The 22077-nt window shown below is 40.8% G+C and carries 15 protein-coding genes and 1 pseudogene; 8 read left to right on the top strand and 8 right to left on the bottom strand.

The features are described 5' to 3' along the window. Positions 1-64: 64 nt before the first annotated feature. The 5 genes from BLW31_RS16170 to BLW31_RS16150 form a co-directional block, all read right to left on the bottom strand. On the bottom strand, positions 65-1402 hold the full coding sequence (locus BLW31_RS16170) for a TolC family protein (RefSeq protein ID WP_010535469.1): 1338 nt from the start codon (positions 1400-1402) through the stop codon (positions 65-67). Between the two features lie 10 nt (positions 1403-1412). Beyond that, the gene (locus BLW31_RS16165) at positions 1413-2513 is read right to left on the bottom strand and encodes an efflux RND transporter periplasmic adaptor subunit (protein WP_010535468.1); all 1101 of its coding nucleotides are present in this window, start codon (positions 2511-2513) and stop codon (positions 1413-1415) included. Positions 2514-2568: 55 nt separating this feature from the next. Then, positions 2569-3810 (bottom strand): ABC transporter permease, encoded by a 1242-nt coding sequence (locus BLW31_RS16160; protein WP_010535467.1) that lies wholly within the window; start codon positions 3808-3810, stop codon positions 2569-2571. Positions 3811-3815: 5 nt separating this feature from the next. Further along, the gene (locus tag BLW31_RS16155) at positions 3816-5075 is read right to left on the bottom strand and encodes an ABC transporter permease (protein WP_010535466.1); all 1260 of its coding nucleotides are present in this window, start codon (positions 5073-5075) and stop codon (positions 3816-3818) included. Positions 5076-5180: 105 nt separating this feature from the next. After that, positions 5181-5897 (bottom strand): ABC transporter ATP-binding protein, encoded by a 717-nt coding sequence (locus BLW31_RS16150; protein ID WP_010535465.1) that lies wholly within the window; start codon positions 5895-5897, stop codon positions 5181-5183. A gap of 178 nt (positions 5898-6075) precedes the next feature. On the opposite strand from BLW31_RS16150, the gene BLW31_RS16145 reads away from it, so the two are divergent. Then, positions 6076-7056 (top strand): ROK family protein, encoded by a 981-nt coding sequence (locus BLW31_RS16145; protein ID WP_010535464.1) that lies wholly within the window; start codon positions 6076-6078, stop codon positions 7054-7056. Positions 7057-7155: 99 nt separating this feature from the next. Here BLW31_RS16145 and BLW31_RS16140 read toward each other — a convergent pair whose 3' ends face one another. From BLW31_RS16140 to rplS, 3 genes are all read right to left on the bottom strand, one after another. After that, complete coding sequence (locus BLW31_RS16140) at positions 7156-7521, bottom strand: helix-turn-helix domain-containing protein (protein WP_010535463.1); 366 nt, start codon at positions 7519-7521, stop codon at positions 7156-7158. Between the two features lie 2 nt (positions 7522-7523). After that, complete coding sequence (locus BLW31_RS16135) at positions 7524-7817, bottom strand: type II toxin-antitoxin system HigB family toxin (RefSeq protein WP_010535462.1); 294 nt, start codon at positions 7815-7817, stop codon at positions 7524-7526. Positions 7818-8389: 572 nt separating this feature from the next. Next, entirely contained in the window at positions 8390-8743 is a 354-nt protein-coding gene (gene rplS / locus BLW31_RS16125) for a 50S ribosomal protein L19 (protein WP_005675578.1), read from the bottom strand. 301 nt (positions 8744-9044) lie between these two features. Between rplS and BLW31_RS23845 the strand changes: the two are divergent. The 7 genes and pseudogenes from BLW31_RS23845 to BLW31_RS16075 all read left to right on the top strand — a co-directional run bounded on the left by BLW31_RS23845 (position 9045) and on the right by BLW31_RS16075 (position 21969). Next, a pseudogene (locus BLW31_RS23845) lies at positions 9045-9991 on the top strand (tyrosine-type recombinase/integrase). A 368-nt stretch (positions 9992-10359) separates the two neighbouring features. Continuing rightward, a complete protein-coding gene (locus BLW31_RS16105) occupies positions 10360-13569 on the top strand; it encodes a collagen-like triple helix repeat-containing protein (protein ID WP_050544890.1) in 3210 nt (1069 codons plus the stop codon). A 115-nt stretch (positions 13570-13684) separates the two neighbouring features. After that, complete coding sequence (locus BLW31_RS16100) at positions 13685-14779, top strand: OmpA family protein (RefSeq protein WP_010535460.1); 1095 nt, start codon at positions 13685-13687, stop codon at positions 14777-14779. A 480-nt stretch (positions 14780-15259) separates the two neighbouring features. After that, positions 15260-16201 carry a tyrosine-type recombinase/integrase gene (locus BLW31_RS16095; RefSeq protein ID WP_029425032.1) on the top strand — a complete coding sequence of 314 codons (942 nt, stop codon included), beginning with the start codon at positions 15260-15262 and terminating at the stop codon, positions 16199-16201. A gap of 371 nt (positions 16202-16572) precedes the next feature. Then, a complete protein-coding gene (locus BLW31_RS24495) occupies positions 16573-19473 on the top strand; it encodes a hypothetical protein (protein ID WP_029425031.1) in 2901 nt (966 codons plus the stop codon). Positions 19474-19592: 119 nt separating this feature from the next. Continuing rightward, positions 19593-20690 (top strand): OmpA family protein, encoded by a 1098-nt coding sequence (locus BLW31_RS16080; protein WP_029425030.1) that lies wholly within the window; start codon positions 19593-19595, stop codon positions 20688-20690. Between the two features lie 475 nt (positions 20691-21165). Beyond that, entirely contained in the window at positions 21166-21969 is an 804-nt protein-coding gene (locus tag BLW31_RS16075) for a 5'-nucleotidase C-terminal domain-containing protein (protein ID WP_010535456.1), read from the top strand. Positions 21970-22077 lie beyond the last annotated feature (108 nt).

Below are 22077 nucleotides of genomic sequence, written 5' to 3'. Positions count from 1 at the left end.
AATAACGAATGAGCCAACGGATATGTTTTAAAATAACTGTTCTTTGACAGGGCAGAAACTCTTTCTATTCAATAGCCTGTCCTTTATAGAAATCCAGTATCTTGGTACGGAACAGATATTCGTATTTAGCCTGTAACTTGTCTGAAAGAGCTTTGGTCAGATTCAGTTTGGCCTCGTTGTATTCAACAAAAGTAGCTTTTCCGTTATTGAACTTTTCGCTCATCAACCGGAAAGATTCTTCATTGGATTTCACTGCGACTTCGCTGGAGTTGTATTTGCTTTCCGCAGCTACGGCATTATACCATGCCTGCTGTATTTCTTTATAAAGTACTTTCTTGGTGTTATCCAGTTGTAAGGCGAGATTTGCTTGTTGCAGGCGGGCGGTACGTACCCGGTTGCGGGTAGTAAAACGGTTGAAGATCGGAACACTTAGGTTGAAAGAAAGGGATTTGCTCAGATTGTTTTTTAATTGGCGTCCGAAACCGAATTCCGATTCACCGTTTAGTGTATAGTAGCTGCTTCCTAATCCTGCACTGAAAGAAAGTTGCGGATAGAAGTCACTTTGGGCAATACGAATATTTTTCAAGCTGCCTTGTAAGCGATATTCTGCTGCCTTAATCCCCGGCTTATATGCAAGTGCCTGAGTATAAATGTCGTCTGGTGCCGTTAGTGGTTCGAACTCCAGCTCTTCTTTAGGATTTTCAAGGATGAAACCTTCCGGTGTGGGCAATTCTAATAACTGGCTTAAGTTTAGTAATGACAATTTATAAGTATTGTCTGCTTGTACAGCTGTCATATTATCTTGTGCTACACGAGCCTGTGCTTCTGCTACTTCTGCAGGTGAGGCCTTACCTACTTCATGCAGTCCTTTAATACGTTTCAGCTGATCTTTGCTAAGGTCTACCTGACTTTGTGCTACCTTGTTCAATTCCAGATTGAAGAGAACCTGCAGATAGGCAGAGGTAACATTGATTGCAATATCCTCTTTTGCTTTATTCAAATCTTCGATAGCCGCTTGTAAATTGAGCTTGGCAAGCGAATATTGATTGGATAATTGCAAGCCCGTGAAAAGAGGTACATTGGTACTCAAGTTCAAACCTGTACTGGCACTGTTAGTGTCACTATATGAGTTATCTTTGGGAGAAGCTGTACGGCCCCAGCTCCATCCTTGGCTGACACCACCATTCAAGTTCGGGAGACGTGCCCATTTAGCAGTGTTTACACTTATTTTATTTTGTTCGGCTTCATTGGCTGTCTGACGAATGTCGATATTGTGCTCAATGGCATAGTCGATACATTGCCGTAAAGTCCAGGCCTGCGAGGTGGTATTCTGTGCTTGAATGGAACCGATACCGGTTCCGCTCAACAGAACAATTGCTATAGTTTTATAAATTGCTTTCATTCGGAATCAGTTATTTATCTTTTTTCTCAGCACCGCGTAGCTTGTCTTGAGCGGTTACACCTTTCTTTATCTCAATTTTGATACCGTTACTCATTCCGGTAGTCACCTGTGTACGTTTAAACTTCTGTTGTGGCACGGAATCCGTCATGATATATACGAACGTAGAATCACCATTGAACTCGATGGTACTTTCGGGTACTGCCAGCACTTTGTTGGCACGTTGCAATACAATTTCTGCATTTGCAGAATAACCGGAACGTATTTGTACGGTATCCGGCACCGTGATGGCTGCTTTAATCTCGAACTGGTTTGCTCCGTTGGTCTCCACTCCTTTGGGAGAGATATATTCAAGAATAGCATCGAAGGTCAGGTTCTGCAAAGCACCGATTGTCAGTTTGATCGGCATTCCCTCGTGGATACGTCCTACTTCGGTTTCGTCGATATTTCCCCGGAAAATGAGGTCGTTCATGTTTGCCACTGTAGCAATGGTAGTGCCGTCATTGAAGGTGTTACTCATGATTACGGAGTTACCGGCTTTCACAGGCACATCCAGAATAAGCCCGTCGATGGTAGAACGAATCATGGTACTACTGAATGAAGCGCTGTTTTTAGTGATTCCTTCTTTAATAATTTCCAGGTTATCTTTGGCAGTCTGATTTTCCTCACGTGCCTGTTTTACTGCCACTTCCCCTTTTTCAAAGTCTTCGCGGCTGATCAGCTGATCCTCGTACAGTTTTTTTATACGGGCAAAATCGGTTTCTGCTTGCTTTGCATTGATTTCTGCCAGACGAACACGGCTTTCTGCTGAATTTAGCTGTCCGAGTTCGGGGATTACTTTTACTTTGGCGATTACTTCCCCTTTTCTTACGCTTTGACCTGCTTCTTTAAAAACCTCGTCAACAATACCGGAAATTTGAGGCTTAATTAGAATTTCATCTCTTGGCTCCACTTTTCCGGTGGCTACTGTCGTTTTTTCAAGGTCTGTCACTTCTGCTGCCAATGTTTCATAAACTATAACCTTTGGCTTGGATTTCTGATAAAGAAATACAAATGTTCCGACAAGGATTATGGCGATAATTACCAATAACGTGATTTTCAGATACTTTTTCATCTTGAATATATATGTTTAATTTTTAATTCTTTGTTCTTCATTTATCATTCCACTGCTACTCATCTCTGATTGCTTCAATCGGCTTGATAGCCATTGCACGGTAGGCGGGTGCCAGTCCTGCCAGCATACCCAATGCGATTAGCAGTGCGCAGGTTCCGACTGCCAGACCGAAGCTGACCTGAAAATGTGCGTCTCCCCCGTCTGAGTTTGCTCCCATTTCAACCAGTTGCAATACCATGACGGCAAAAGAAATACCGAACATTCCGGCAATCGTAGTCAATACCATGCTTTCAGATAAGATTTGTTGGAGGATATCTTTGGGGCGTGCGCCGATGGCACGGCGTATACCGATTTCTGTAGTACGTTCTTTCACGGTGACCATCATGATATTCGACACTCCGATAGCTCCTGCCAGCAGAGTGCCCAGACCTACCATCCAGATCAGAATATGGATACCGTTGAATAAATTGTCTACCATGGAAAACATGGCTTCGGCATTCAGGTACATAAGCGCTTGTTTATCGTTAGGTGCAATGTAGTGTGCGGCTTTGATGATGGACTCCATTTGAGGTTGTACATCAGATACTTTCACACCATGTTTGACGGTGAAACAGATTACGTCAATTTGCCCGCCCAGATTGTAAGTCTGCTGCATGGTGGTAAATGGAAGGGTGACTGCTTCCGAGGCACGTCCCTGTATGTTCATGTTTCCTTCGGAAGAAGACATACCGATGATTTGATAGTAGATGCCGTCTACCCGTATATATTTGCCACACGGATCTTCTCCCGGTTTGAACAGGCTTTCGTAAACACGCTTGCCGATGACGCAGACTTTACGTGCTTCACGGATGTCTACGTCGTTGATAAAACGTCCGTATGCCATTTCCTGTGATTCGATGTGGAGATAGTCGGGATATAATCCTTTCACGCTACAGTCGTATTTCTTGTCTCCATATATTGCGTTGGACCCCCAGCGGGCAACAGAAGGAGTAATGACTTCCACTTCCTTCACTTGGGAGCGAAGACGTTCGATGTCAATGGCCTCCAGATCCCACCAGCGTCCTTTACGGAATCCTTTATAGGCTTCTCCCGTTTTTTGGGCGGCGAGGAAACCGGAGTTGGTGGCAAATCCTTCAAAGTTCTTTTGCATCATATCCTGCAATCCCTGTCCGCCGCCGATAAGAGCTACGAGCATGAAGATTCCCCAGAATACGCCGAATGCCGTCAACAGGCTTCTCGTTTTATTTCTTGTGATGGTGATGAGGATTTCCTCACAAGTATCTATGTCTATTCTCATAATCTTTAATCGGCTCTAAGTGCTTCAATCGGTCGGATGCTGACTGCTTTTCGGGCAGGGAACAATCCGGCTAATGTTCCGGCTATTACTAATGTGAGTGTAGCTTGAATGGCGATTCCTATATCGACCGTCGGATTCAGGAATACCGTTTCGGACCATATACCGTTATCCATAGTCTGGTTTCCGAAGGTATTGTTCATCCATTCGGTAGCACCGATGCCTGCAACCATGCCTATGTAACCGAATATGGTGGTAATCGTGACACTTTCTACGATAATCAGCCAAAGGATGGAAAGAGGTTTGGCTCCGAGTGCTTTGCGGATGCCAAATTCGCGGGTACGTTCTTTTACAGTAATCAGCATGATGTTCGAAACTCCGACAATCCCGCTTAATAAGGTAAAAATACCAATTACCCAGATAGCGATACGGAGCATTGCTGACCCCTGTTGCTGTTGCAAGTAGTTGGTGAATCGGTTCCATATCCAGATAGCACTATGGTCGGTCGGGTCAAAACGCTGGTTGGCACCGATCACTTTGCGATAGTGAGCTTCGAATTCTTCATTAGATTCTATTGTTTCCAGATTCTTGGTAGTCATAATGAGGTTGTTCAGCTTGTCTCCTTTATTATAAATGGTTTGCAGAGTTGTAAATGGAAGGTAAGCATCGCTGTCGCCGCTGTCTCCTTTGTCGTTGTACAGACCTACTACATGATAGACAACATTACCTGCATTCACGAATTGTCCGATGGGATCGGTATGTGTTTTGTCAAACAGGATTTCGGCAGTCTTTTTGTGGAGTACGATTACTTTCCGTCGTTCTTTAATATCGATTTCATTGATGAAACGCCCTTTAAAGAGTTTTACCACTTCCACTTCTGTATGATTGGGGTATACTCCGGAAAGATTCAGATTGACATATTCCGATCCGAAGCTCAGGTTTACGCCTCCCTGATATACAGTGGCTCCGGCTTTGATAACATGATCCGGGAAATTCTTATTGGTCGTATTCAGGTCTTTGTTGTCCAGTCGTATCCGTCTTCCTTCTTTCAGGCCGTCGTATGATTTGCTGGTCCATCCCGGATAGATTTTGATAGAGTTCATAGCCCGTTCGGAGGCCGACTGCTCGAATGCGTGAATTAGTCCGTTGCCGGCGCCCAACAGGACGATGAGCATGAATATTCCCCATGCGACGGCAAATCCCGTGAGAAAAGTCCTCAACTTATTGCGTTTGATGGTACTATATATTTCTTGCCAGATATCAATCATTTTTTTGAGTAATAAGTGATTAGTAATAAAATAAATAATAGGTATTAAGTATTAGGCTGCGTTGTGACCGCATGGAATTAATATTTAATACTTATTACCTAATACTTATTTCATGATTCCGTTCTGACCAAATGGAGAGGCATCGTGGTCGAGATTTTCTTCGATCCGTTCGATAATCCCATCTTTGATATGGATAATTTTGTCAGTCTGGTTGGCAACACCGCTTTCATGAGTTACGACGACGATGGTCATTCCCATTCGGTGCAAGTCTTTCAGTATCTGCATTACTTCTACAGATGTTTTGCTGTCCAGAGCACCCGTCGGTTCGTCGGCAAGGATTATTTGTGGTTTGGTGATTAATGCACGGGCAATGGCTACACGTTGTTTCTGCCCTCCACTCATTTCATTCGGCATGTGATGTGCCCACTCCTTCAGTCCCAGGCGGTCGAGATATTCCAGAGCGAGTGCATTTCGCTTTTTGCGGCTTACACCTTGGTAAAATAAGGGAAGGGCCACGTTCTCTACGGCATCCTTGAATGATATCAGATTGAATGACTGGAAGATAAATCCGATCATACGGTTTCGATACTCGGCAGCTTTCGTTTCGCTCAAGTCTTTGATAAGAACGTTGTTCAGATAATAATCTCCGGTATCGTAATTATCCAGTATCCCCAATATATTTAGTAAAGTAGATTTGCCCGAACCCGAAGCTCCCATGATGGAAACAAACTCACCTCGCTGAATGTCGAGATTGATGCCCTTGAGTACATGGAGAGGTGCTCCGTTGTTGTAGGTCTTGTTAATGCCTGTTAGTTTTATCACAATTTCCCTTATTAAGTTTCTTTTTCCTTTTAGTTTTTCACTATTAGACGCACGAAAGATACGAAAAGTTGCAAACAGAGTGAACTTTTTTGAAAAAACATTTTGTAGACTCAATCTTCTTTACGTAATTTGTGTGCAGTAAACTTTATAATTAACTAACCCTTTTAAATAAAGTATCATGAATTCAAACATGGAGAAACCCTACGTAGTAGGTATTGACATAGGCGGAACAAACACCGTCTTTGGGATTGTAGACGCACGCGGAACTATTATTGCCAGTAGCTCAATTAAAACAGCCGGCTATCCGACTGCTGCAGAATATGCGGATGAGGTATGCAAAAACTTGCTTCCGTTGATCATTGCTAATGGTGGTGTAGATAAGATCAGAGGTATCGGTGTCGGTGCTCCTAATGGTAACTATTATACCGGAACTATTGAATTTGCTCCGAACTTGCCTTGGAAAGGAATTCTTCCGTTGGCTGCTATGTTTGAAGAAAGATTGGGTATTCCTACCGCTTTGACAAATGACGCTAATGCTGCCGCTATCGGTGAAATGACTTACGGTGCTGCCCGTGGTATGAAAGACTTTATCATGATTACTCTGGGTACAGGTGTAGGTAGTGGTATCGTTATCAATGGTCAGATGGTTTATGGTCATGATGGTTTTGCCGGAGAATTAGGACACGTAATTGCACGTCGTGACGGTCGCATTTGTGGTTGCGGTCGTAAAGGTTGTCTGGAAACTTACTGTTCGGCTACCGGCGTAGCTCGTACAGCTCGTGAATTCCTGGCTGCCCGTACTGATGCAAGCTTGCTTCGTAATATTCCTGCTGAAAACATCACTTCGAAAGACGTATACGATGCAGCGGTACAAGGTGATAAGCTGGCACAGGAAATCTTTGAATTTACAGGTAATATTTTGGGTGAGGCTTTGGCAGATGCTATTGCATTCTCTAGTCCTGAAGCTATTGTTTTGTTTGGTGGTCTGGCAAAATCGGGTGATTATATCATGAAACCGATTCAGAAAGCAATCGATGACAATATTCTGAATATTTATAAAGGCAAGACTAAATTGCTTGTCTCCGAACTGAAAGATTCTGATGCTGCGGTGCTGGGTGCCAGTGCTTTGGCTTGGGAATTGAAAGATCTGAAAGAATAATATCGATTTTTTATAATAAAGGTAATTGAATCCCCGGGGGCGTTGAGTTTCCGGGGATTTTTTGTGTTTTCAGATATGCTAAAAAGATTGCATCGAATTTTATATTCCTAATACAATATTGGCATCAATATTCAACTTTTTACTGATTTCACGAGCCACTTTCAAGGTTGGCTCACTTCTGCCGGTAAAATAATCACTGATACGAGAAGGGCTCACTCCAAGCAACTCTGATAGTTTGGCTTGGCTAAGTCCCATTTCATACATACGAAGTTTCATTATATCAGCCAAAGATGGGCTTTTTATTGGATAATGCTCATCCTCATACTCCTCTACAAGCCCTGACAATAAATCTAGTTCAATAAGATTTTTGTCAGACAAAGGAGTATTATCATCAACTAATGGAAGAAGTTCTTCTATTCTTTCCATTGTAGCTTTATAAGCTGTCTCATTCTGAATCTTTGTCATATCTATATGTTTTTAACATCTATTTTATCATAATCTGCATGAGTGCCAATAAATCGAATTAAAATCGTTTTAATTGTGAACTTGATCACTACTATTAGCCTGTAATTATTACCCTTGATATTGAAAACATAATGTTGATTGCCTACATTATCGACACTATTAAATGTCTTTTTCATGTCGGCGAAGTTATTCCACTCTGTCAGTTTTGTTTTGTGATACCAATCTTCAAGGGCTATTTCAGCCTCTGGATTTTCGGTGTAATAATCAACGATTTTGCTTTTAGCTATTATTCTCATGTTTGCACTCTTTTATGCAAAGATAATTATTTCGTTTTGAAAAACAAAATAATATTTTGCTTTTCAAAACACAAGAGATGGAATAGGAGTAACTACTTTATTTTAAAAATCGATTCTTTTTTTGAAGTGGACATTCAGGACATTTTATGCATCTGGAATTGCAATAAAGTTATCAATCCTTATATTCCTTACGAATAGGCGATAAATTTTGCATTTATGATTCTCTTGATGTTTTTGTATTATGTGTTTGTTGTTGATTTAGATATGTTTTTGAGATGATTGTTAGCTTTTTACTCTAATTTATTTCTTGTTTTAAATAAAATGATATTTGAAGAATGTTGGGCATCTGAGATGAAATAGAATTTCAATCGCTTGAAAGTTGATAAAATTACGATGTTCGGTGAGCAAACTGAGCTTGGTTTTAAAGAAATACTCCGTTCCTTTAAAACCAAGCTCATATTCCTTTAAAACCAAAACTGTTTCTCATTTTTATGCTGAGAATTTGGCAATAAAAAAGAGGAAATCCCGTTACCGGAACTTCCTCTTTTTTATTTCGAATCTCAGAGTTCAGCTTAGTTGTTAACTCTTTTTTCTTTGATTCTAGCTTTCTTACCGGTAAGAGCACGCAAGTAATACAATTTAGCGCGACGAACTTTACCTACCTTGTTCACTTCGATGCTATCGATAGCCGGTGATTCGATTGGGAAAATTCTTTCTACACCTACAGTACCTGACATTTTACGTACAGTAAAACGTTTCTTGTCTCCGTGACCGGCGATTTTGATAACAACACCACGGTACAACTGTACACGTTCTTTGTTACCCTCGATGATACGATATGCTACTGTTACAGTGTCTCCTGCCTTGAAGCTCGGGTGCTGTTTACCGGTAGCAAATGCTTCTTCTGCAATTTTAATTAAATCCATTGTTGCTATTATTAAATTGTTTTATCGTTACAACGCAACATACCAAGTATCTCTTCTCTTGACAGCGATTGCGCGAAAGCGGTGCAAAGTAACGAATTATTTGTCAGATAGCCAAATGTTTTGGAGAAAATGATCGGCTGGGAGCTGGTATCGAATGTTTTTGGGGTTACATCAAACAAATGTGGCAATAGATTTGTATCTTTATGATTGGGAATAGGAAAAAAGGCGCTGCCGGGGAATGTGGAGAAGGGTTCACTTCTCTTTGGCAGCAGCCTTTATTGATCATTTTAAACAGTAAAAAATGGGGAATTTAATTTCATTTATGAAGAAGGTAGCCGACGGGCTACGGGAAAGTGGGAATTATGGGACCGCCCATATTTACAGGAGTAGCATGAGTGCTGTCGTCGCATTCAATGAAAGCAGTAATCTGCCTTTCCGAAAAGTGACTCCGGAGTTTTTGAAAAGTTTTGAAGCGTATCTGCGTGGAAGAAATTGTAGCTGGAATACGGTTTCTACTTATATGCGTACGCTGAGAGCTGTGTACAATCGGGCAGTAGACCGACGCATTGCACCTTATGTACCGCATCATTTCCGGTATGTCTATACGGGGACACGTGCCGATAAAAAGCGTGCATTGGAAAAAGAGGATATGGAACGTCTTATGAAAGATATTCCGAAACAGCTGCACTCGGGAAACAGGGAATTGCAGCGTGCCCGTGGTTTTTCATATTAATGTTTTTGCTGCGTGGTATGCCTTTCGTCGATCTTGCTTATCTGAAAAAACATGATATAGACGGAAATGTCCTTACTTATCGTCGGAGGAAAACAGGCAGAATGCTGACTGTGACTCTTTTGCCGGAAGCGGTGAAATTGATCAAACAGCATATGAATACCGATCCTGCTTCTCCTTATCTCTTTTCGTTGATTTCCAGCAAGGAAGGAACGGAGGAGGCATATAAGGAATACCAGTTGGCATTGCGTAACTTTAATTATCAGCTGATGATTCTGAAACAAGTGCTGGGACTGACTACGGATCTGAGTTCATATACAGCGCGTCACACATGGGCTACGATGGCTTATTATTGTGAGATACATCCCGGTGTCATTTCAGAAGCAATGGGACATTCATCTATCACTGTCACAGAGACTTATCTGAAACCTTTCAAGAATAAGAAAATTGATGAAGCGAATGTAATGGTCTTCTCTTCCTTTAGGAAGTCTTTCTCGGTAGGTAATTATTTGAATTAAAGCCTGTTACTTTGTAGGTAACGGGGAGATAATACGCTGCAAAGATGAACATATTTTGGAAAACATGCAAACAAAAAAGATATTTTTTCTGATAAACTACTAAAAAAAGGAAATACACCAAACAAAACTGCGGATTTTTTGTGAAGAACACACCATGCTCTCTTATTATTGCAAAAGATTTCCCTCCCCTCTGCTGCTATTCTAAAGCAGGGGTTAAATATATTTTGATACTTATGTTTCTTGTCTACCCTTTAGACGCTTCTTCAGAAGTAGCTACAGGCTGTTTCCTGTTACCTACAAAGTAACGGGCGAATATTATTTGAACTTAGTGTTTAATAATATATTATTAATGTAATTTTTAAGTAGTTATGAAGAAAAAAATTATTAGAGTGATGTTTTTCGGAGCATTGGCGCTAACCACATTTTCATATGTAGGTTGTAAGGACTACGATGACGATATCGATCGGTTAGAGCAGAAGATAACCGAAAATGCCAACGCTATTGCGGAAATCAACAAGCTGATCGAAGGGGGATCTGTAATCACAAAAGTTGAGAACATTACCGGTGGTGTGGAAGTAACATTGAGCAACGGTAAGAGCTTTACCATTAAAAATGGTGATGCCGGAAAAGATGGTACTCAGTGGACGATTGGTGAAGACGGATACTGGTATCAAGATGGTAAGAAAACAGAGTTCAAGGCTAAAGGAGACAAGGGAGATCCGGGTGAACAAGGACCTGCCGGTGAACAAGGAAAGCCGGGTGAACAAGGAGAGCCTGGAATCGATGGTGATACTTATATCCCGGGCGAAGACGGATTCTGGTACAAGAATGAAGTGAAACCGGAGAACAAGACTGATATGACTTGGATTATCCCGGGAGTTGTTTCTGTGGCCGATATGGGAGATTACTATATTTTCAGTAATCTGAGAACTGAAACCGGCGAAGCTACTTCTGCTAAGATTTATAAGTATTCTGCTACTTTCGTATCTTCTTTAGTTCACGTAACTTCTAATATCAATGAAGATTTAGGCGATGTTGTATTCTTGCCGGTTATCGGGTATGATGAGAACTCTACAGGTATTACTAAAGTATATGAATACAACAGTGCTCTTCAGCCATTATACCGCACATTGGTCAATGGATGGGCTGAATATGAGTATAAGCTGAATCCTGCAAACGTTAATCCTAAATATTATGAGGGATTAGGTTTTATTGAACAGACTGCTACTACCACTACCAGGGCTGTTGAAATAGGACTGCCTTTGTCTAAGATTTCGGTAAACTCTCAAGGTAAGCTGGTTGTGAAAGCTTCTGCTGGTAATAATACTGATAATCCGAACGTATTTAAGATGTATAAAGCTTCTGAAGAAACAGAAGAAAATGTATATGATAATCCGGATGGCAAACCTATGGAGGAATCCAGCAAATACGGTGAAGCCGGTAAAGTCAATATGCTTGCTTATCGCGTTAAGAATACGAATGAAAACGAGAAGTTTATTAATGACGGTATTGTTGTTTCTGATTTTGTAGCCACTAAACGTATGGTGGTTGAGCAGGACGATGCAATGATCGGTATAACTATAAAAGATGGTAATTTGAATGATCAGGTTACTACATTTACGGATTTGACTCACATGTATGCTGAGGAGCTTAATGCTGCTCAAAGAAATAGTTACATTGCTAGTAATATTAACGTACCTGTAATCGCCAATGTCTTGTATACTGACCAACCGGTATTGTTAGACTATATTCGTGATTATGCTGTTAAATTCTATACGAATACCGACTTTTCTTCAAAAGACGGACAATACAGACTGGAAGATCTTGGCTTCGAAAATATTACTTTCGAATTTGAAGATGTTCATTATACTGAGGCTGAAGTAGGACAGACTGAACGTTATGTGACGTTTGACTCTAAGACAGGAAAAATGACTCCGATCTTAGTAGATGGTAAAGTTCAGACAGCTTCTATTGGCCGTGAACCGGTTGTTAAAGTTAAAATGTTTGTTGACGGTAAATGGGTAATGTCTAAACTCTTGAAAATCAAGTTGGTTGAAACAGAACAGTTGACTGATACTTGGACTAATGAAGATCTGACAGACCAGGTACTTGGCTGCACTGCACTCGTTGGTGGAGAAGATATGAAGCAGTGGGGTAATGGCGCATTTGCGAATGCTAATGTTGTTGATGGACTTAAGATTGACTTCGATCAGTACTTCAATAAGTTAGGTGTAAGTAAAGAGAAGTTTGTAGAATTGTATGGTGATGGTATTACAGGTGGTACCAACAGTGTGAAGGTATTCTTTACTGATGCACAGACCGGTGTTAGAACCGAATACACGAAGTGGGCTGCATACATAAACAGTGGTTATATCTACAAAGATCCGTCAAAGAACTGGAATCTGATGATTGACTGGGCGAACATCTTTGGAGGTCCGACAACTGAGAATAATTACCTATACTTCGGATTGACTCCGGAAGCTCATGCTGGTAAATATGAAGTGGAATTGAGCTTCTCTACTGAGAGTACGTTAGCTACTTATAAAGCATTCAAGATCAAGGCTGAGTTCAATGTAACTGATCCTGCTGCAGAATGGACTTACAACCCATCTATGTGGGCTGCTGGTAACAACCATATTGCCGGAACAGAATATATGTTGGGATATGGCTATCCGACTGAAGAAAGTAACACTGGTGAAAAACCATTCAGTGGAACGTTTAAAATGAGCTGTAATATTGAAGATGGAATGTTGACTAATAACCTTGCTAAAGTATTACCTTGCGGTACTATTTGCTTCGAATTGGTTAACCCGACTCAATATGGTGGAGATGTTACATTGGCATATAATGAAGAGACTAACAAACATGTATTGACAATCAATCAATTCGACTGTAAATGGCTTGAACAACCGCTTGAAATCAGAGCATATGTTTATGTTGGTAGCTATGGTGTCGATCGTAAGATTCCTATTGCAATACCGGGTGTTACAACTAAGAAAGAGCCTACCGGATTCTATACATTCAATGTACGTTTCGTAGATCCTGTTTCTTATGAAGTAGTAAACAATGGTTCTTGGTACTTGGTTGACGGTGCTGCTGACAATGTAAACGAAGGTCATTATTTGCCGATATATCGTCTGTTCAAGTTGTGGGATACTCACAAGACTACAACCAATGGTTTGATGTGGGATCCGGCTATTCAGAACGGTTGGTTCGTACGCAATGGTTTGAAAATAGGTGAATCATTGTACGAAGTACATAACGTAAACATTAAGTATGCGATCAATGCTGCAGATCAGGTAGAGAATAAAGAATTCGTCGTAACTCACGCATCTATTTCGGATAAGGGTGTTCTGTCATGGAGTAACTTGTCTCAGGAAGGTGGTAGCGCGGTTACTAATGATCAACCGGTTGTCGTGACAGTTACAATTACACATGACTGGAACAAGAATTGTACTTCTAAGGTACTTAAGATTACTGTTCCTGTGAAACGTGCCGACACAGAATATAAGATGCCGTCTGTTGGGTTCTTAAAGAACAACGAGGGTAAGAATGATAAGACTTTAGGATTAAATTAAAGTAAATCTTTAATGAAAATATAGTTTTAGAAGGGTATCTTCATCAAAGAGGATACCCTTCTTTAATAAAATCATCGCAATATCATACTTAACATAGAAAAGAAAGGAGATAAGCATGAATAAAAAGAATTTGTGGATAGCTGTATTTGCCTTATTATTGAGTGGAACATTTGCTTCCGCACAAGAGAGACAAATCAAGGAGGAAGGAAGAACAGAATTTAAGCGTCATTGGTTTATGCAAGTGCAAGTAGGCGCTGCCCATACAGTAGGTGAAGCTAAGTTTACTGACCTTATCTCTCCGGCTGCCGCCATAAATATAGGCTATCAGTTTGCTCCCGCATGGGGTGCCCGTGTGGGTGTCAGCGGATGGCAGGCAAAAGGTAGTTGGGTCGCTCCCCGACAAGACTACCAATATAAATATCTGCAGGGCAATGTAGATATTGTTTCGGATTTGAGTACGCTGTTTTGCGGCTTTAACCCCAAACGTGTATTGAATGGTTATGTTTTCGCCGGCGTAGGTCTCAATCGTGGCTTTGACAATGACGAGGCTGTTGCAATAGACGCAGCCGGATACGAAATGGGCCATCTCTGGACAAAAGGAAAATTCCTAGCAGCAGGGCGCTTAGGCTTAGGATGTAACCTGCGTCTGAATGACCGCCTGTCTATCAACATCGAAGGTAACGCCAACGTTCTGTCCGACAAGTTCAACTCTAAGAAAGCAGGAAATGCCGACTGGCAGTTCAATGCTCTCCTTGGTCTGAATATTAAGTTCGGCAAGGGCTACAAAGAAATTCCGCCTGTATATTACGAGCCGGAGCCTGTGGTAGTAGAACAACCGAAACCTGCACCTGTGGTGGTAGAACAGCTGAAAGAAGAAGCAGTAGTGGTGCAGCCTATGAAGCAAGACATCTTCTTTGCCTTGAATTCGGCAAAGATACAAGACGACCAGCATGCTAAAATAAATATGTTGGTAGAGTATCTTCAAAAGAATCCGTCAGCAAAGGTGAAAGTGACCGGTTATGCTGATGCCAATACAGGTAATCCCAGAATTAATAAAACTCTGTCTGAAAAACGTGCATCTAATGTTGCCGACGCTTTGAAGGCAAAAGGAATAACTGCCGACAGAATGCTTATTAATTCTAAAGGTGACACTGTTCAGCCCTACAACACACCAGAAGAGAACCGTGTGAGTATTTGTATTGCTGAGTAATCAATAAATAGAAATATCGATAAGATATAATAAAAAAGAATCTGAAGAACAGGTTGCTTCCTCGGTACAGTAAGTACCGGATGCGACTTCTTTGCGGTTATCTGTCTCTGTGAAGCGATTGATAGTCGTTTTCCCCACTAAGGATTTCCCCACTATAGTCCTTAGTTTATTTTAGTGAAAAGAGGAAAGGTCTGCACTTGCGAAAGGCCGGACTTTTCGATAACTCTATTCAAGGGACGTTCCTAATTTCCCCTTTTTCCCTGGGAACGTCCCTTTTTTATTTTCCCTGTATAAAACTTAAGATATCTGCAAAAATGTCACACGTTTAATAGTACTCTGGGATTTTGAACAAATATATCCCTATCTTTGTCTTTCAAGATTTAGGGAAATAGAAAGAAAAGGTGTTATGGAAGAAACGTGGGAAAGGGAAACGTTTTCTTCTTAAAACAGCCTTTTAAGTATCATTTAAATTCGTATAAAATGGGGAATTTAATTTCATTTATGAAAAACGTAGCTAATGGGCTGCGGGAAAGTGGGAATTATGGGACCGCTCATATTTACAGAAGTAGTATGAGAGCCGTCATTTCATTCCATGGAAGCGAGAATCTTCCTTTTCGGAAAGTAACTCAGGAGTTTCTTAAGAATTTTGAAACGTATTTGCGTGGAAGAGATTGTAGCTGGAATACAGTTTCCACCTATATGCGTACATTGCGTGCAGTGTATAATCGGGCAGTTGACCGGCATTTAGCGGTTTATGTACCTCATCATTTTCGTTATGTTTATACCGGAACGAAAGCTGACAGGAAGCGTGCATTGGATAAAGAGGATATGGAACGATTGATGGCAAGATTTCCGAACCAACTCCGTTTGAGAACAAGGGACTTGCAACGTGCACGTGCTCTGTTTTTATTAATGTTTATGCTTCGTGGCATTCCATTCGTGGACCTTGCTTATCTAAAGAAACGTGACATAGAGGGGAATGTCCTGACTTACCGCCGAAGAAAGACCGGCAGAATGCTGACCGTAACTCTTCTGCCCGAAGCTATGAAACTGATCAGGCAATACATGAATACTGATCCTGCCTCTCCTTATCTTTTTTCACTGATCGCCAGCAAGGAAGGAACAGAAGAAGCATATCGGGAATATCAGCAGGCCCTTCGTTATTTCAATAGCCAACTGGTGATTCTGAAAGGAGTGTTAGGACTGACTGCTGACTTAAGTTCATATACTGCCCGTCATACATGGGCTACGATGGCATATTATAGTGAAGTGCATCCCGGTATCATTTCGGAAGCTATGGGACATTCATCCATCACAGTAACAGAGACTTATCTGAAACCTTTTAAGAATAAGAAAATTGATGAGGCTAATGCAACGGTTTTCTCTCCCTTTAGAAAAACGTTTTTGAAGATAAGCTGCTGATTAATATGGTGTTACTTCTTAGGTAACGGCAAGAAAATACGCTGCAAATATGGACATATTTTGGAAAACATGCAAACAAAAAAGATATTATTTCTAATAAACTACTAAAAAAAGGAAACACATCGGACAAAACCGCGGATTTTTTGTGAAGCACACGCCTTGCTCTCTAATTTTTGCAAAAGCTTTCCCTCCCCTCTGCCGCCTCTCAAAAGCAGGGGTTAAAAATGTCATAACTTATTTATTGAAAATAGCCCGCAGACGCCTCTGACGGAGTGGGAAAATGCGTTATCCCGTTACCTAAGAAGTAACGGGCAGGTATTATTTGAACTTAGTGTTTAATAATATATTATTAATGTAATTTTTAAGTAGTTATGAAGAAAAAATTTATTAGAGTGATGTTTTTCGGAGCGTTGGCGCTTGCTACCGGTGCATCGTTCGTAGGTTGTAAAGACTACGATGATGACATTGACGCGGTAAATGCCAGAGTCGATGGAATTGAAAAAACTCTCTCGGAATTGCAAGCTCAAGTGGGAGGCTATGTGAAGTCTGTGGTTTACGATCCGGTTACAGGTAAGTTGACTGTGGTTGGTGCAGATACCAAAGAATACACTATTCCGATGCCAAAGGAAATGCCTGAGTACTCTCTTGAGGTCACAAAAGAGGGAAAAGTTATCTTGAAGAAGAACGGAACAGAAGTAAGTTCCGGCAATATCACTTTCCCTGATGATCCAGTAATACCAACGTATGAAGAGTTCGACCCTGCAAAACTGACAATGAATGACAAGGGCGAAGTTTTATATAATGGTAAGAAAACAGGTGTTACTATACCTGCCACACCTACTCCTACAAGCTCTATCGTAGCTATAAAAAATGCGGAAGGTGTTGTTACTGGTTATACGATTACTACCATTGAAGACGGTAAGCCTGTTAATGGTACGTTTTCTATTGTTGATGCTGTTCCCTTGAAGGGATTGACCTTTGCGCCTAGCTGTTTTGTTGGAGGCATTCCTTCATTGAAAGCCAGCAATCTTACTTATAATAAGTGGAATGCTCAGAAATATGATGCTCCTACAGAAACAGGTGAAATCTATAAGGTTGCTGATACGGAGTCTTATATTACTCCGCAGATTTGGGCATATTATCACATGAACCCGGCAAGTGCCTCAATGGATCAGATTGAAACATTGGCGTTCCTTTCAGCTGATAAAGATTATTATCCTGTATCTCGTGCAGCTGAGATGAATCCGATTGCTAACAAAGCAAAATCAAAAGTTGAGACTGAAAAGGACGGACAGCGTTATCTTAAGGTAGCAATGGATGCGGATGCAGAAAAAATACCAGCAATGAATTCGGGTAAGGTAGCTGTGTATGCTTTGCAGGCTAAGACTAAGGCAATTGGTGGTGAAGAAGCTAAAGTGATTACTTCTGATTATGCTAGCGTATACAGAGTAGTTATGAAAGATTTTGTCTTGAAAACTTTGGTTGGTACTGACAATAAGGTTCTGTATGGACAGACCACGCCGCGTACTGGTACTACTCCTAATGCTTTAGCGGGTAAAGCAGAAGAAGCCATCACTGCAGCAGAAGATTATACTGTAGCTACTGATGGTAAACTAGAATTGGCTAAGTTGATCACTACTTATTATAAGGAAAATGGTGGTACTGAATTGATAAAGATGGAGAATGTGGAAGACTATGGCTTGAAGTATGTCTTTACTCCTTCTAACTACATTGGAGGTGCTAACAACGAAACAGAGCAGAATACATTCTTCAATGCTGCAGACGCTGCATTAGGTACTATCAATCCTGAATATAAAGGACAAGATTCAGAAGCTACAGAAAATCGCGAACCGCTGTTACGTGTGGAATTAGTAGATATTGCTACTAATCAGGTGGTAGCTGTAGGATGGATCAAGACGAAAATTGTGAAGGGTACAACAGATGGTTTCCCAGTAGAGTTTAATAAGGGTACTTATTACTACGGTTGTGATAACTTCGACAAATCATTGTCCTACATTGACATGAATGATGTTTATGCTAAAGCGAAGTTAAATAAAACTGAGTTCCATAATGCTTATAAATTGAAAGTTGACGGTTCAGGTAATATCGTTCTTGGAACAGGAAGTACTGGTGTAGTAACAGAAATTAAAGATGATCCGGCTACTGCCACTAATGTATTGAATTGGGTTGTAACTCCGGCACAGGCTTTGGCTCTTGTAAAAGCTTCGAAGGCTGAAATGTTCGCTAATGTAACTTACGAATCTGTAGACGGCACTCGCGGAGATATTACAATAACGATGAAAGCAGGCATTGCAATGCCTAATGGTGTGATTAAGAATGATCAGAAGATAACTCAAGCTTGGTCAGCAGATAAGTCTTATGTAAAGGCTGATGTGAAAGAGCCGGTTACTACTGCGGTAACAGACTTCAAGCTCGATCTGTTTGATGTATTTGAAGGTCGTAAGGTAGTTGTTTCTGATGTTAATGATACAAACTTCCCATCATTTGCGAAGGATAAGTTGACTGCGAAGTTTATCTTCTCAGGAGCTAATGTCGTAACTATTGGAACTGATAAGTACACATTCACTGTAACTGCTAACGGTACTCAATTGAATGCTAGCAAGAATGGTGCTGTTGCAACTAAGATTGCTACAATTGATGCTGAAGGTATTATTACTTACAATAAGGATGACAAGAATGCACAGACATTGCTGAATAAGTCTGCTTACAACGTGGATCCGTTCACTGCAGGCATTGAAATTGTAGTAACTAATGAATGTGATGAAATCTTGCCATTGACTGGTAACAAATTTGATGTGAAGTTCTTGCGTCCTATCAATGTAGTTGACTTGAAGTCTGCTGAACTACAGGATGCAACTACAGGAACTGCTAAAATCGACATGAGTAAGTTACTTGGTTTGACAGACTGGAGAGGTAAAGCATTTGCTGTTACACCAGTAGACTTCTATAATTATTATGGAGTTGAGGGTGCTAATGCAATTGCAATTGACAAAGATAAAATTATGACAACATTGAATGCAAGCGAAGCTGCGCCAAAACTGTTGAAAGATGTTGCACCTAATATGTCAATTAATTATACATGCAATCTTCAGAAAACGGCAGATGATATAACATATGGTGATCTCGTTTATGAAAATGGTAAATTTACCATAAATGCACCATTCAAATTGTTTATTCCTGTAACGGTTAAATACACTTTTGGTGAAGTAACCAGCACAGTAACATTAACAATTACTCCGACTCACGACTAATCTATACGATCTGTCACGATAGCAATATCGACAAAGATAAGAAGGGTATCTTTTTCAAAAGAAGGATACCCTTCTTTAATAAAGTTAATGCAATATCATATTAGAAAGGAAAGATAAGCATGAACATAAAGAAATTGTGGATGCCTGTATTCGCTTTACTATTAAGCAATACAGTTATTTTTGCACAGGAACAAAGAATAAAAGAAGCAGGTAAAACTGAGTTCAGACCTCATTGGCTTATGCAAGTACAAGTAGGTGCTGCTCATACACTTGGCGAAGCTAAGTTTAGTGATCTTATGTCTCCGGCAGCAGCACTCAACGTGGGTTATCAGTTTGCTCCGGCATGGCGGGCACGTGTTGGCGTCAGTGGATGGCAGGCAAAAGGAGGCTGGGTTTCTCCACAACAGGATTACCAGTACAAATATTTGCAAGGTAACATCGACATCGTTTCTGACCTTAGTGCACTGTTTTGTGGTTTCAATCCTAAACGTGTATTCAATGGTTATGTCTTTCTTGGAGGAGGGCTAAACCGTGGTTTTGATAACGATGAAGCGAATGCATTGGATACACGGACTTATGAGATGGAATATCTCTGGCAAGACGGAAAGTTTCTCGTTGCCGGACGCATGGGATTGGGGTGTAATTTACGGCTGAACGACCGCTTGTCGATCAACATCGAAGGTAACGCCAATGTCCTCTCTGACAAGTTCAACTCTAAGAAAGCAGGAAATGCTGACTGGCAGTTTAATGCTTTAGTAGGTTTGAATATTAAATTCGGAAAAGGCTATACAGAAACTAAACCTGTATATTACGAAACAGAGCCCGTGGCAGTGGAACAACCGAAACCTGCACCTGTGGTAGAACAGCCACAACCCAAGAAAGAAGTTGTTGTGGCACAGCCAATGAAACAGGATATCTTTTTTGCCTTGAACTCTGCACGTATTCAAGAAGATCAGAAGTCTAAGATTGAAATGCTGGTAGAGTATTTGCAGAAGAATCCGTCAGCAAAAGTAAAAGTGATTGGCTATGCAGATGTTAATACTGGTAATTCTAAAATTAATAAAACTTTGTCTGAAAAACGTGCAGCTAATGTTGCAGACGCTCTGAAAGCGAAAGGAGTAACCGTTGATAGAATCATTGTTGATTCGAAAGGTGACACGGTTCAGCCTTACAAAACACCAGAAGAAAACCGCGTGAGTATCTGCATCGCTGAATAAACAGAGATACGAACAAGATATTATAAAGAAGATATTTCGAAGAAAATAGGTTGCTTCATCGGTATGAAGGTGTTTTTGGTGATGCAAAACATCAATGACACTCTAATGCCGAATGCGACTACTTTTCGATTATACGGCTTCTGTGAAGAAGCGGATAATCGTTTTTCCCACTAAGGATTTCCCCACTATAGTCCTTAGTTTATTTTAGTGAAGAGAGGAAAGGTTCGCACTTGCGAAAGACCGGACTTTTCGATAACTCTATTCAAGGGACGTTCCTAATTTCCCCTTTTTCCCTGGGAACGTCCTTTTTTTAATTAAATCAACTCTGCCTCAGAATACTTTCAATTAACATTTTTAAGTGCATTTTGCAGCTAATTCTCCTTGAAATAGGACTAAACTTGCTATAAGTTTCTTCTTCTTCCGCATGACTTTAAAATATAAAATGTACATTTGTAGCATAAACAAAAGAAAGAAGATGAAACGAAATTACGTAAAGTTTACTTCGGGAGTCATTCTGACAGGACTATTCCTATTCACTTCCTGCCAATCTCCCCGTGAAGTTCAGGCAAATTATGAAGTTGCCCAAATAGAAGGAACCCGGATTTGCATAGATTCAATTTGGGATACTCATCCCGATGAAAAGGCTGCTGCCATACTGAAACCTTATAAAGAAAAAATAGATGAAATGATGTATGAGGTGATTGGCGTCAGCGAGGCGACGATGGACAAAGGACGTCCGGAGAGCTTACTTTCTAATTTGGTAGCCGAGGTGTTGCGACTTTCTGCAGATCGTGTACTGAAGCATTCCGCAGATATCGGAATCATGAATATGGGAGGCTTGCGTAACATTCTCCCACAAGGTGACATCACGGTCGATGCTGTTTTTGAAATACTTCCTTTTGAAAATTCTCTCTGTGTACTGACAATGAAGGGTACGGAAATGAAAAGACTGATGGAAGTAATAGCTTCTTTGCGTGGCGAAGGACTGAGCGGAGCACACCTGGAAATAACCAAGGATGGAAAACTACTGAAAGCGATTGTACAGGGAAAAGAAATAGAAGATGATAAAGACTATACCGTAGCTACAATAGACTATCTGGCGGATGGAAACGACGGACTCACTCCCTTGGCAAATGCTGATAAACGTGAGTGTCCGGACGGAATGACATTGCGCGGACTCTTTCTCGATTATGTAAGACAACAAACGGCAGCGGGCAAAAAGATCACCTCTAAACTGGATGGACGTATCACCGTTGTGCCGGCATCTGACCAGAAATAAAGAAATAAAAGAGAATAAATAACGAAGGCTTACAATGAAATTTTAGTATTCTATGACAACTCATAATCATATAACTTCTATTTTGAACATATTCAAAGGAAGAACCGG

The sequence above is a fragment of the Bacteroides faecis MAJ27 genome (assembly GCF_900106755.1).
GTDB classification, from domain to species: Bacteria; Bacteroidota; Bacteroidia; order Bacteroidales; family Bacteroidaceae; genus Bacteroides; species Bacteroides faecis.
The sequence above is the reverse complement of the archived record's forward strand: the minus strand, read 5'-3'. Positions and strand labels throughout refer to the sequence as shown.